The following is a 12,984-nucleotide window of genomic DNA, read 5'->3' as shown; positions in this document are numbered from 1 at the left end:
CCACCTTCCCCTTCCGGCCGGAGGCACACGGAAACGTAACCCAGCTCACAGCGCGGCCGGACGGTTACGGCGCGTGCCCGAGTTCATCTGCGCCTTCGGCTTCGGCTCCGTCTTCGGCGCTCAGCGTGCGCACGCTGTACCGGGTGAAGGCGTCCAGCGGATTCTCGTCCGCGGGCAGTGCCGTGCCGGCGGTCTCCCGGGACGCCATGGCTGTCAGGGCCAGCAGTCCGCGCAGCGCCGGCCACTGCTGCTCCTGCGGCCAGGCGATACGGGCGATCCCTCCGCGCTCGGCCCGGAAGTCCGCGGTCAGCCGGGCGCGGCACCGGCGGTAGGAGTCGGCGGATCCGGCGGGGTCGGCGTAGGGACGTTCGTCGATGAGGCGGGCCAGGCCGTACGCGGGGAGGGCGCGGCAGGAGCGTACGATCCGCCGCCGGAGCTCGGTGTCCGCCCCGGCCCAGGACTCCGGCCCCGGCCCCGCCGACAGCGCCGCCGCCGCGATCCACTCGGCCCGGGGCACGGCGGCACCCGGCACGATCAGTGCGGTCAGAGCTGGCCGGGCCCAGTGCGTCAGAAACAGATAGGGCATCGGGCGGCCCCGCTCAGACCCCCCGCAGTCCCAGCGGTCCCGCGATCTCCGCCGCCATGACCTTGCCCGCCTCCTCGGCGAGCTGGTCCTCGGCGTCCGCCGCGCTGTCGGTGTCCAGCCCATCCAGCTCGTCCAGCGGCTGGTCCAGGCGTACGTGCGCGACCAGCGACTGCAGGGCGCGCAGACAGGCGGAGGCGGTCGGGCCCCAGTTGGAGAGGTAGGAGAACTGCCACCACCACAGCGCCTCGCTGACCCGGCCGGCGCGGTAGTGCGCCAGGCCGTGCCGCAGGTCGGTGACGATGTCGGCGAGGTCGTCGGAGATCCGGCAGGCGACGGGCGCACTGCGCGGTACGTACGGGTCGAAGACCTCGGAGTAGACGTCGACCGGGTCCAGCAGCGCCGCGAACCGCTCGCGCAGCTCGTCGACGTCCGGCTCCGGGCCGACGTCGGGCTCGTACCGCTCGTCCGGCACGATGTCCTCGTGCGCCCCCAGCCGGCCGCCGGTGAGCAGCAGTTGGGAGACCTCCAGCAGCAGGAACGGCACCGCGCTGTCCGGCTCGTCGCCGCGCGCCACCTCCGTGACCGCCACGATGAAGCTCTCGATCGAGTCGGAGATCTGGACGGCGAAGTCGTCCGGGTCCTGCGTCACAGCGTGCAGCGTGGCATCAGACATCGAGAAGTCTCCTCCCTTCGAAGGCCCGCCCGAGCGTGACCTCGTCGGCATACTCCAGATCGCCCCCGACCGGCAGCCCGCTGGCCAGCCGCGTGACCTTCAGGCCCATGTGCTTGACCAGGCGTGCGAGGTACGTGGCCGTGGCCTCGCCCTCCAGGTTCGGGTCGGTGGCCAGGATCAGCTCGGTGACGGCGCCGTCCGCGAGCCGCGCCAGCAGTTCCCTGATCCGCAGGTCGTCCGGGCCCACGCCCTCGATCGGGCTGATCGCCCCGCCGAGGACGTGGTACCGCCCGCGGAACTCCCGCGTCCGCTCGATGGCGACGACGTCCTTGGGCTCTTCCACCACGCAGATGACCGCCGGGTCGCGGCGCGGGTCCTGACAGACCCGGCACTGCTCGTCCTGCGCGACATTGCCGCACACGCTGCAGAACCGGACCTTCGCCTTGACCTCCATCAGCGCGCTGGCGAGCCGGCGGACATCGGTCGGCTCGGCCTGGAGGATGTGGAAGGCGATCCGCTGCGCGCTCTTGGGACCGACGCCGGGCAGCCTGCCCAGCTCGTCGATCAGTTCCTGAACAACGCCTTCATACACGGAACGTCTTCACCTGCTTCTTTCCTCTTGTGCCGTGCTGCGTACGCTAGTTGGCCCGCTCTCAGAAAGGGAGACCGGGGATTCCGCCGCCACCCAGCCCCTGGGCGAGCGGGCCGAGCTTCTGCTGCTGGAGCTGCTGCGCGGAGGCGTTGGCGTCCCGTACGGCGGCCAGCACGAGGTCCGCGAGGGTCTCGGCGTTCTCCTCGGCGGTACCGGCCTCCGGGTCGACCGCCTTGGGGTCGATGACCAGGCCCTGGAGCTCGCCGGCGCCGGTCACCGTCGCCTTGACGAGCCCACCGCCCGCCGAGCCCTCCACGGGCGTCTCGGCCAGCTCCTGCTGGGCCGCCGCGAGGTCCTGCTGCATCTTCTGGGCCTGCTGAAGCAGCTGCTGCATGTTGGGCTGACCACCGGGGATCACTACGTGACTCCTGCCTTACGACAACGATTGGTGCGGTAGCCCGAGCCTACGTGCTCCACGAGCGGTACGCCCTACGCCGTACGGAGGAGCACGGATGTACGCCCACAACCCCACCAGCACCCCCACACCACCGGCGCACTCCCACTCCCCAGCCCTCCGCCCCACCCCCGGCCAGCCCACTCATGCCAAGACCGGGAGGCCAGGGCTCACATCGACCCCTGCGGCCTTGTCAGGCACCGCGGCCGGGGGGAGAGAGCGCCCTCCCTGGCCGGAGGGGCGCGCCTCGATGGGGCGGGGGGAGCACACCTTGTGGGGGCGGCGGGGGCGCCTCGACGGGTCCGGTCAACGCTTCCCGATGGTGGTGGGCAACGCTGCCTGGCCGTACGGCCAAGAGCCTCGGCCGCCCCAGCCCGTCGGCCGGTCGGGGAAGGCGGCCTGGGGAGCCGGTCCCGGGGACGTGCCGGTCGGCCGGAAGGACCCGGGCGGCAGGCGGTCACTCGTCGTTGTTGAACTCCTCCACGACCGTCGCGCCCAGTTCGCGGACGATCAGGTCGTGGCCGCTGAGGGCGGAGTCGACCAGGTCGGGGTCGTCCTCGGCCGGCATGTCGTCCTCGATGGAGTACGGCGGGGGCTCGGGCTCGCGGTGGGCGGGCTCCGATGCGGGGGTGGCGCGGCCGCCGCCCTGCGTACCGGTGGAGGACGGGGACGCCACGGCCTGACGGGCCAGCTGCGCGCCGCCGCCCTGCCCTGCCGACGGGCCGGAGCCGCTCTGCGCGGGCGGAGCGGGCGACGGCGGCGGAGTGGGCTGCGCGGGCGCGGCGGGCGCTCCGCCGCCGAAGCCGCTGCCAGCGCTGTTGCCTGCGAAACCGCCGCCACCGGCGCCGCCGAAGCCACCGCCGCGGGGCGCGGGCCCACCCGGCGGGTTGGCGCCGCCCGACGGGTCGACGATCGCCTCGACGCGCCACTGCACGCCGAACTTCTCGGCCAGCGTCTGCTTGAGCACGTCCTCGCTGCCGCCGTTGGCGAAGCTGTCGCGCGCGCCGGAGTTGGGGAAGCCGATCTGCAGCGTCGTCCCGTCGAAGCCCGAGACCTGGGCGTTCTGGCTGAGCAGAATCCAGGTGAAACGGCGCCGTCCCTTGACCGCCTCCAGGATCTCCGGCCACATCTGCCGCACCTGGGCGGCACCCTGGGACGCCCCCGGCGCACCGGCCGCCGCCTGCTGCGGCTGCTGCTGCACCGGCTGCTGTACGGGAGCGGACTGCGGCGCGGGGGGCGCCGCGGGCGGCCCGCTCGGCGCGCCCTGTCCCGGCGCGGCCGCGGACGGCCACCCGCCGGGCTGCCTGCCCTCGGCGCCGGACTGCTGCCCGCCGCCCCCGCCCGCGGGCCAGGCCCCCGGACGCTGTCCCGCACCCTGTCCACCACTCGCCGCGGCCGCGCCACCGGGGGCAGCCCCACCGGGCCACGCGCCCGGCTCGGCACCCGCACCGGCTCCGCCGTCAGCCCCAGCTCCGGCCCCGGCTCCCGGCCCGGATCCGGTTCCAGCTCCGGCCCCGGCAGGCCAGGCCCCCGGCCCGGCACCAGGGGCAGCCCCCGGCCCGGCCGCGCCACCCGCACCGGCACCGGCACCGGCACCGGGCCACGCGCCCGGCACCTGTCCGCCGCCCTGCGCGCCCTGCTCGGCGCCGCCGTGCCCAGGCGCGCCCTGCACTGGGGCTCCAGGGGCACCACCAGGCCACTCCCCCGGACGCTGCCCGGCGGCACCCTCACCAGCAGGCGCACCGGAGGCACCGGCGCCCGGCGCTCCCCCGGCGTCCGCCTGCCCGCCCGTCGGCTGCGCACCCGGCGCACCAGCCGTACCGGCCGGTCCCGACGCGCTCGGCGCTCCCATGGCGCCCCGTACCGCCGCCCGTGCCGCCGCGGGCCCGGACGGCCCCGCGGGCGCCCCGCCCCCGTGTGCCTCGGGCCCCGGTACGTACCCGACCGCCGGTCCACCGACGCCGGTCATCACCTGGCCGGCACCCAGACCGCCGCCCGCCAGTGCCGCCGCGCCCGCGCCGCGCTCCAGCCGCTCCAGCCGCGCCTGCACCGACCGCTCGTCGTCGTACGCCGCCGGGAGCAGCACCCGGGCGCAGATCAGCTCCAGCTGCAACCGCGGCGAGGTGGCGCCGCGCATCTCCGTCAGACCCGTGTTGACCAGGTCCGCGGCGCGGCTCAGCTCCGCGCCGCCGAAGACGGAGGCCTGCCCCTGCATCCGCTCGACGACATCGGCCGGGGCGTCGATCAGCCCCTTCTCCGCCGCGTCCGGCACGGCGGCCAGGATCACCAGATCCCGCAGCCGCTCCAGCAGGTCGGCGACGAACCTCCGGGGGTCGTTGCCCCCCTCGATCACCCGGTCCACGACCTCGAAGGCCGCGGCACCGTCCCCGGCGGCGAAGGCCTCCACGATCGAGTCCAGCAGCGACCCGTCCGTATAGCCGAGCAGCGACGTCGCCATGGCATACGTCACACCCGCCTCGCCCGCCCCGGCGAGCAGCTGGTCCATCACGGACATCGAGTCACGTACGGACCCCGCGCCGGCCCGTACGACCAGCGGCAGCACGCCGTCCTCGACCGGGATGTCCTCCTGCCCGCACACCTCGCCCAGGTATTCGCGCAGGGTCCCCGGCGGCACCAGCCGGAAGGGGTAGTGGTGGGTCCGCGACCGGATCGTCCCGATGACCTTCTCGGGCTCGGTCGTGGCGAAGATGAACTTCAGGTGCTCCGGCGGCTCCTCGACCACCTTGAGCAGGGCGTTGAAGCCCGCGGACGTGACCATGTGGGCCTCGTCGATGATGTAGATCTTGTAGCGGCTGCTGGCCGGGCCGAAGAAGGCCTTCTCCCGCAGCTCACGCGCGTCGTCCACACCACCGTGCGACGCCGCGTCGATCTCGATCACATCGATCGAACCGCGCCCGTTCCTGGCCAGGTCCACGCAGGACTGGCACTCCCCGCAGGGGGTGGGAGTGGGACCTTGCTCACAGTTCAGGCAGCGCGCCAGGATGCGCGCACTGGTCGTCTTGCCGCACCCGCGCGGCCCGCTGAACAAATACGCGTGGTTGACGCGGTTGTTCCGCAGCGCCTGCTGCAGGGGATCGGTCACATGCTCCTGCCCGATGACCTGAGCGAAGGTCTCGGGGCGATAGCGGCGGTACAGCGCGAGGGACGACACGCATACGACGATATCGGCCCCCACTGACAACCGACCGCCCCGTGAACGCAAGCGCCCCCCACGCACCCGCCAGAGCCCACTTACCCTTGCTGCCTTCCGGCCCTGGGGGAGTTCGGTGAGATAGCGCCACGTGAGGGGCTGCGCACCACCCTAGCGGATAGCCCCCCGTGCGAACGACCCCGCCGGCCCCGAGGACCCACCCCCGCGGATCGGGTTCGCGAGCACTCCTCAACGTCTTGTATTGTTTGCGGCGGAGGATTCGCCTAGAGGCCTAGGGCGCACGCTTGGAAAGCGTGTTGGGGGCAACCCCTCACGAGTTCGAATCTCGTATCCTCCGCCAGTGCCTCACCGGGCACTACGTCGAAGGGCCCCACTGCTCGCAGTGGGGCCCTTCGACGTTCTCCGCCTCCGTTGCCGACTGGTGATCGCTTCACTCGCCCATCGCCGACGGTCCGGCCGCTGCGCGAGCCTGCGCACCCAGCCGACGAGGTCGCGGAGCAGCCATACGGAGATCTCATGCACTCTCGCCTCGATCCGATGCGGACGCTCGAGGACCACACCCGGGTGTACGGACCTTCACCCGCCACCCCGACGCCAAGCGCTACGAACTGCGCCCCGAGGCTCCGCCCACGTCCACGTCCGCCGGGGCACCGTGAGGTCGGCGACCGCACCTGCGAAGGAGGCCTTTGCGCCACCATGCGGGGAAGCCTAGGAGGCTGAGGCGCGGGCTGAGCGAGCCCGGCTCGCAGAGCAGGAACGGGCTGGCGAGAGTCTGGGGTCGGACTCCCGCGAATACGAGAAACAGGTCGCCAAGCCGTGCCGTCGAGACGGCTGCACCGACGTCGATGACGTCGGCGGCACCGACGTGGCCCCCTCATCCCACTCCACCTCATCGCGCCTCGGCCAGGCACTTCGGGCATGCGCCACCCGTGCAGACCCCGGCCCCGTCCTCCCGGGCGGCCTTGTAGCCGCGAGGCGCCGCGCGCCTCTTCACACACGCAGTCCATATATCCAGAGCAGTTGAACGGCCGAAGCGGGGCGCAGGGAAGGACAGGACGAGGGCCACAGACCCAGGTGCCGACCTAGTTGTGCAGTAGGGCAACACCGCACGGGCCGACCGAAGTTGAGATTTGGCCAATAGGAGATTCGGGCTTCGCGGAACGCGTACCGGCGGCACCATGGACGGGCATGCCCGGTGGGGAGTGCGCCTGCGATTGGCGGGGGCGGTACGTACGCGTTATCGGGGGTGCGTGAAGTGTTATTCGCGTACGGCCGGAGGGAGTGTGCGGGGTGACGTCGGCGCAACCGTGGCCCGATACGGCGTTCCTGGGGCGATTGGGGGCCAATACGCTGGATCGTCTGATGTGCTTGGGAACACTCGCCGCATATCCGGCGCACCGGACCCTGCTACATCAGGGGGATACCGGACGACATGCCCTTTTGCTGACCAAAGGCGTGGTAAAGGTGGTCACCAGCTCGGCGAGCGGCTGCGAGGTGTTACTGGCAATTCGGGTGGCTGGAGACCTTGTGGGCGAGATGGCCATTTTCGAGGAGCGCCCTCGGTCCGGCACGGTCATCGCGTGCAGCGACGTCACGGCACGCATCCTTCAGCAGCATGAGCTGGAGTCTTTTCTGACCCAGCACCCAGATGCGATGAAGGCGCTGTTCAGGATGATGAGCGGCCGGCTGCGCTGGGCGAACCGCCGGCGACTCGACTTCCGGGCATACGACGCGTCCACCCGGCTGGCCCGGGTGATAGCAGAATTAACGCAGGCGTACGGGCATTCGACCGACGGTAACAGCACACTGCGGAGTGTGCTCGATGTGCGGCTTACCCAGCTCGAGTTGGCGTCGCTCGCCGGCCTCGCGCTGCCCACCGCCGAGAAGGCACTCGCCGCACTCACCCAGCAAGGACTACTGGAACGCGACTACCGTCGGATTACGATCTGTGACATTCCGAAGTTGCTCGCCTTCGCCAAAATCGGTGACGAGAACCCGTATTGATACGGATTCAGTTCCAGCTGGCCCTCCTAACCTCTCCGTCAGCGCTTCGCGGGAACTCCGCGAAGGAGGGAGGAATGGCCAAGTGGCCGCACAGGCCGGGTACTACCACTGCACATGCATTGCCTTGGACGTTCAGGCGTACGGGGGCAACAACGACCGCAAACAGTCAGAGATCCAGCACAATCTGCCCAGGCTGCTTTCCCGGGCGGCACTGAATGCCGGGCTGGATCGCTCACGGTGGCACATCCAGCCCAAGGGTGACGAGCAGTTGGCCGTCGCGCCCTCGGACGGCTGCGAACCCAGGATCGTGGACGACTACGTCAGACATATCGTGGCGGAGCTGGCCGCACACAACGAGGACCGCGTCAGCACGGCACGGATGCGGCTGCGGGCAGCAGTCCATCACGGACCCGTCGAGGTGGCCGACAACGGCTTTGCCGGACAGGCCGTTGTCACTACGTGCCGACTGCTCAACTCAGCGCCGCTGCGCGCGGCGTTGACCGCGGCACCGGCGGCCGATCTGGTGCTCCTTCTGTCCGACGAGGTGTATCGCTCCACCGTCGCGGGCGGGCACACCACGCTTCTGGCCAGTGCCTTCCGGCGCCTGGAAGTACAGGAGAAGGAGTACGAATCGGCAGGATGGCTGTGGGTTCCGGGTCATGATGTGGGCCAACTTCAGCTCGACCACCAAGAGTTCGCTACCACGGCGCAGCCGGGCACCCAGGCTACGGACGGTTCCGGAGAGATAGCAGCGGCGATGGTCCGTACGCACGTCACGGGACGCGAGGTGAGCGTCAACAATTTCAACGCCCCCGTGGACCTGCGAGGTGGAGTCGTCGGCTTCGGGCGGTCCAATGGCTGAATTCGAACATTCGGAGCCGGACGACCGCGGCACGGATGCCGCCGGCGGGCCGGTAGGCGCAGGTGGAGAGCAGCAGCCGGGGCAGGGCGACGAGAAGCCACACCAAGCAGGCGCCGGGGACCAGGCCAAAGAAGAACGCCCAGCAAGGCTCTCTACCGGTCCCGGCAGAGAGCAGGAAGCCGACGAACAGGGCTACAAGGATCTCAATGACGCCCTCCAGCAGCGGGTTTACAACAACTTCTACGCCCAGGTCAACGCTACGGACGCCGTCTTCGGCTTCGGCTCGGCCGGCTCGCCCGGACTGGCCCCCGGCTATGTCGAGCCAGCCGAGATCGACCGGGTACTGCAGCACTATCTGCACCCCGACGAATATGACGAGACCGCCGGCCAACTGCATTCCAAGCATGTCCTGGTCCTGGTGGGCGAGGACGGCAGCGGTCGGCGCGCGGGTGCATTCGCCATGCTGCGGGATCTGCTCGGGGCAGAAGCGAAACTGCGCAGCCTGTCCCCCGCCAATTCGCTGGCCGACCTCGCCTCGGAAGGGGCGCTGAAAGACGGCTTGGGGTATGTGATCCTCGACTACGCAGGTGAGACCGACGACAACGCCGTACAGCAGTTCCAGATCCAGCGGCTCCAGGGGACGTTGCGGCGCAAGGGTTCCTATCTGGTCCTGACCGCGTCCTCCGCAGCCCGGTCCAGGCTTGCTCTGGCGGACTTCTGCGTCACCTGGCGGCCGCCCGATCCGCTCGTCCTGTTCGACCACTACACGGAGAAGCTGGGCCTGCGGCACACGTCCGCGAGCCAGCAGGGTGTATCTGCGCAGGTGGTGGAAGAACTGCGGGAGAGAGTTGCCGAACTACGGCGGCCCGCCGATATCGCAGCAGCGGCAAAGAACCTCGCCGACGGCCCGGACGCGGCCCTGGCGACCCTGCGGGACCGTACGAAACAGACCGTCCAGGATTGGTTCCGGACCGAGCCGTCCGCCGAGGACCTGCTGCCGATCGCCGCGCTGGCCTTCGCGGAAAGGCTGCCTGAGCGCACCTTCGAGGAGGTCTCGGTCGCGCTGGGGGCCCATGCCCGTGACTGGAAGCGCTCCATCGAGGACACACAGGCCGACGAGAGCGCCCCGGTACAGCAGAGACTAAGCGTCGAGCAGAGCAGGGCGCAGTGGCAGACACGCGCAGTGGGAATCGCCGAGCCGGTGCACTGCACGGAGCAGGGTGACGACGACTGCCGTAATGAGCGGCGGATCGTCTTCACTTCTCCGCGGGTGCGCGAGATGGTCATCGGCGAACTGCACGCCCTCTACGGGTACGGGCTCTGGTACCCCCTGCGTCAGTGGCTCAACCAGCTGTCCGTCGAAAGCAGTCTTGACGTCCGAGCCGAAGTGGCCCGTGGGGTGGCGCTGCTGGCCCGGCACGCGCTCTCGGAGGTCGAGGAGAAGCTGCTACGGCCGTGGGCGGACGGCACCAGCAGCCAGCGGCTGACCGCCGCGTTCGTGCTGCAGTTCATGTGCGCGGACGAGCGGCTGGCTCCGCAGGCGCTGAACATGGCGCTGGGCTGGTCGAAGCTGGGCGCCGGCCAGTCGCGTGCCATCACCGCGGCCATGGCCTTCGCCGGCGAGCTCGGCTCGCTGTACCGTCTGGAGGCCCTCAACTGGCTGTGGGTGCTGACCGCGCGCGGTGAGCGCGTAGCCGCAGCCGCGCGGCGATCCCTGACACTGTTCCTGGCGACGGCCGAGCACGACCCCGAACGGGCGCTGTTCTTTCTGCGTTACGTCCGTACACAGGTGGCAAATGCGTACCGTACCAAGGACCGTGCCCGGGCACTGAACATCGTGGTGCAGGTCCTGGAGGCGGACCGCCTCGCCGGGCGGGAGCCACTCGCGGCATTTCTGTTGCGCAGCGAATCGCGCACTGCATCCCAGCTCGGCTCACTGTGGAGCACCGCACTGCTCAGCGTGCGCCGAGCGCGGGCCGTCACCGAGTTGTGCCGGACCCTGGCCGCGCTGCGGGAGGACCGCTCGGCCACCGATTCCGTCCACGCGCTGGGCACGGCGCTGCGCGACGCGATGAGCGCCCGGCAGTGGGAGGGCCTACGCGGCGATGTGTCGGCGGCGCTGCGGCACCCCGACTTCGCGCTGCCGGGAACCCGGCAGCTGGCGCACGTACTGCTCGGCTCGATGCAGCACAGCAATCGGGCCAACCACCCTTTCGTACCAGGAGGATGACGTAGTGGCAGTGAACTACCCGGTGGTTACGGAGCAGACGCTGGCCACCGTCCAGCGCGGCTGGTGGACCCGTCGTCGGCAGCGCACCGACCTGCCCGAGCTCACGCCGGGAGCGGTCTATGTCTTCCGGGTCGGCGGCCAGTACCGCGAGTACCCGCACGGTATGGCCTTCGACCCCGCACACGAGGACGTGGTCGAGGCTTCGTCGGTGAGCCTGGTGGACACCCGGTCCCGGCTGGTCGAGGTCGACCGGGTCGTGCCCTCGGTGAGCGAGGCGGACGTCTTCACGATCAGAGCGTCCTTCACCTGCCAGGTCACCGACCCCGTCACTGTCGCACAGCAGGGAGTCGGCGATGTCACCGTCCCGCTGCGGACCTATCTGGCCAGGGACAGTGAGCTGTCCAGGGCCAGCGCGGAGTACCGAATCGAGGAGGTCAACGCCGTACGCGACCAGGCAACCCGGCGGATGACCGCCTACACCACGATCCTGGCACCCCGGATCTCCGGGATGAACGTGGAGTTCGTCGGGATCGAGGTGCTCACTCCAGAGGACCTGCGGGCTTGGGAACAGAAGCTGCGGGACGAGCGGAGGGGGCAAGAACTGCTCCGCGGCCAGCGAGAGTTCGAGACCGATGCGGTGCAGCGCCTGGCAGAGCTGATTGCCCAGGGAGGTCCCTACCTGGACGCGCTCGGATTGACCCGCCACGAAGTTGATGTCGCCTCTCTCGTCGAGCGCAGCCACCGCCTGGAGGAGCAGGACACGACACGGCGCCATCAGGCCAGCGCCGAGGAGAAACAGCGGGCGCACGAGCGGGCGGCGGAGGAGCGGGCGATGCACCAGCAGCTGCTGCTCAACCTGGTCAACCAGATGAGCGGGTCGGAACACTTCGTCGACTATTCGCAGGTGTTCCAGCAGATGATGGAGCACCGCCCGGGGACCGCGAACGGGACCGCCGCCACGGCGGTAGAAGCCGGGCCGCAGCAGAACGGCGCGGGTCCGGCGAGACTGACCGGTTCCGTGAACGGCTCCGGCACCGGCGACTCCCGGGACAATTTCATCAAGGACGAGGACGAACTCCTTGACTGACTTCCTCAAACTCCCGAACGGTTACAACCGGCCCGTCGACGAGCCCCGGCCCAAGCGTTTTGACCCGGCCCGCTACCTGCGCACGCTCACCGGCGTGGACGAGAACCTTCTTACTTGGGTGTGGTTCGAACGCAGCAAGTACACGGCGCTGGGCGGCATCGTGCTCGGCACCTCCGTCATCGCCGCGTTCTCGATGTGGAATTTCGCGAACGAGGCCGTCGGGGAGACGTCCTACCTGACGCTGCTGCCCGCGGCGATCTGGATGCTGTTCGTATTGAACCTGGACCGCTGGCTGATCGCCCCGCAGCCCAACGCCAAGCGGCGCGCCGCACCGCTGCTGATGCGGCTGCTGGTCGCCCTGATGCTGGGCACGGTCATCGCCGAGCCGCTGGTGCTGCGGATCTTCCAAACCGCGGTAGAGGAGCGCATAAAGGAGGAACGCCATAGCGACGTGGACCGGCTGCGCACCGGCCTTCTGCGGTGCAATCCCGATCCGTCCCAGGCGCCGAAGGCACCGCCGGTCGGCTGCGGTGGCTATCTGCTGTCGTTCGGCGCCACCCCCGGCGGGCAGTCCGCGGCGCTCGGCGCCCTGCGCAAGGACGCCGCCGAGCTTCAGCGGCGGGTCGACCAGGACACCCGTAAGCTGGACGCACTGGACACCGAGGTCCGCGAGGAGTGTCGGCAGCTGATCCGTGACGCGGCCTCCGGGTTGTTACAGCGGACGTCCGAGTGCCTGCGACTGCGGTCCCAGACCCGCAGCTACCGCGCGACCCACCACACCGAGGAGAACGAGCGCCGACTGGCTGCGATGCAAGAGCAGATCAGGCGGGACGGCGGACGGCTGTCGCACTCGCGCGGTGACTTCCTCCAGGTGCGAAACCAGGAAATCGCTCAGCGGGTCGCGCAGGAGCGGGCCAAGCAGCAGGGCATCGGGATTCTTGAACGCATGCGCGCCCTGGAGGAATTGACCAGCAAGAACTCCACGCTCTTCATCGGTGTGTGGCTGGTCCGGCTGCTGTTCGTCCTGATCGATGTACTGCCCGTCCTGGTGAAGTTCCTGGCGCACGAGAACAGCTACGACCGACTGCTGTCGGCACGCAGCAACAGCGCCGTGAAGGTCCACGAGGCCGCCGTACGGGCTGTGGAGCGCGAGGCCATGGCCGAGATCGAGATCGCGCAGGACGAGTGCGAGCAGCACGTAAAGCGCCGGAAGGCTGAGAACGAGGCTGCTCGCCGTGAGCATGTGGCAGAGATGAACATCCGTGTCAGTCAGGCGGTGAACGCGTTGGAGGACGAGCTGCGACGCCCGTCAGTGGTCTGAGAT

10 protein-coding genes, 1 tRNA gene and 1 other RNA gene are annotated in these 12,984 nt (G+C 70.0%); 6 read left to right on the top strand and 6 right to left on the bottom strand.

Annotated elements, in window-relative coordinates:
* Nucleotides 1-64: 64 nt before the first annotated feature.
* The 6 genes from AC4IJH_RS12915 to ffs form a co-directional block, all read right to left on the bottom strand.
* Nucleotides 65-586 (bottom strand): hypothetical protein, encoded by a 522-nt coding sequence (locus AC4IJH_RS12915; protein WP_490851777.1) that lies wholly within the window; start codon nt 584-586, stop codon nt 65-67.
* Nucleotides 587-599: 13 nt separating this feature from the next.
* On the bottom strand, nt 600-1,259 hold the full coding sequence (locus tag AC4IJH_RS12910) for a DUF5063 domain-containing protein (protein ID WP_490851776.1): 660 nt from the start codon (nt 1,257-1,259) through the stop codon (nt 600-602).
* Nucleotides 1,252-1,851 carry a recombination mediator RecR gene (gene recR, locus AC4IJH_RS12905; RefSeq protein ID WP_490851775.1) on the bottom strand — a complete coding sequence of 200 codons (600 nt, stop codon included), beginning with the start codon at nt 1,849-1,851 and terminating at the stop codon, nt 1,252-1,254. Before recR ends, AC4IJH_RS12910 begins: the two co-directional genes overlap by 8 nt.
* A gap of 61 nt (nt 1,852-1,912) precedes the next feature.
* Nucleotides 1,913-2,269 (bottom strand): YbaB/EbfC family nucleoid-associated protein, encoded by a 357-nt coding sequence (locus AC4IJH_RS12900; protein ID WP_490851774.1) that lies wholly within the window; start codon nt 2,267-2,269, stop codon nt 1,913-1,915.
* Between the two features lie 493 nt (nt 2,270-2,762).
* Entirely contained in the window at nt 2,763-5,477 is a 2,715-nt protein-coding gene (locus AC4IJH_RS12895) for a DNA polymerase III subunit gamma and tau (RefSeq protein WP_490851773.1), read from the bottom strand.
* A 44-nt stretch (nt 5,478-5,521) separates the two neighbouring features.
* An RNA gene (gene ffs, locus AC4IJH_RS12890) (signal recognition particle sRNA small type) lies at nt 5,522-5,620 on the bottom strand.
* A gap of 109 nt (nt 5,621-5,729) precedes the next feature.
* On the opposite strand from ffs, the gene AC4IJH_RS12885 reads away from it, so the two are divergent.
* The 6 genes from AC4IJH_RS12885 (at nt 5,730) to AC4IJH_RS12860 (ending at nt 12,981) form a co-directional block, all read left to right on the top strand.
* Nucleotides 5,730-5,817 (top strand) — tRNA-Ser (locus tag AC4IJH_RS12885).
* A gap of 950 nt (nt 5,818-6,767) precedes the next feature.
* Nucleotides 6,768-7,481 (top strand): Crp/Fnr family transcriptional regulator, encoded by a 714-nt coding sequence (locus tag AC4IJH_RS12880; RefSeq protein ID WP_490851772.1) that lies wholly within the window; start codon nt 6,768-6,770, stop codon nt 7,479-7,481.
* Between the two features lie 82 nt (nt 7,482-7,563).
* The gene (locus AC4IJH_RS12875; RefSeq protein WP_490851771.1) at nt 7,564-8,343 is read left to right on the top strand and encodes a hypothetical protein; all 780 of its coding nucleotides are present in this window, start codon (nt 7,564-7,566) and stop codon (nt 8,341-8,343) included.
* Nucleotides 8,309-10,573 (top strand): hypothetical protein, encoded by a 2,265-nt coding sequence (locus AC4IJH_RS12870; protein WP_490851770.1) that lies wholly within the window; start codon nt 8,309-8,311, stop codon nt 10,571-10,573. The genes AC4IJH_RS12875 and AC4IJH_RS12870 overlap by 35 nt, the downstream gene beginning before the upstream one ends.
* 4 nt (nt 10,574-10,577) lie before the next feature.
* Nucleotides 10,578-11,660 carry a hypothetical protein gene (locus AC4IJH_RS12865; protein ID WP_490851769.1) on the top strand — a complete coding sequence of 361 codons (1,083 nt, stop codon included), beginning with the start codon at nt 10,578-10,580 and terminating at the stop codon, nt 11,658-11,660.
* Complete coding sequence (locus tag AC4IJH_RS12860) at nt 11,653-12,981, top strand: DUF4407 domain-containing protein (protein WP_490851768.1); 1,329 nt, start codon at nt 11,653-11,655, stop codon at nt 12,979-12,981. Before AC4IJH_RS12865 ends, AC4IJH_RS12860 begins: the two co-directional genes overlap by 8 nt.
* Nucleotides 12,982-12,984: the final 3 nt, after the last annotated feature.

It is taken from the genome of Streptomyces sp. UF-297, assembly GCF_058245575.1.
The sequence above is the reverse complement of the archived record's forward strand: the minus strand, read 5'-3'. Positions and strand labels throughout refer to the sequence as shown.

Bases quoted from the DNA above. Each gene is read 5' to 3' on its own strand.
- AC4IJH_RS12915 (WP_490851777.1), bottom strand. From the start codon at position 586: ATGCCCTATCTGTTTCTGACGCACTGGGCCCGGCCAGCTCTGACCGCA.
- AC4IJH_RS12910 (WP_490851776.1), bottom strand. From the start codon at position 1,259: ATGTCTGATGCCACGCTGCACGCTGTGACGCAGGACCCGGACGACTTC.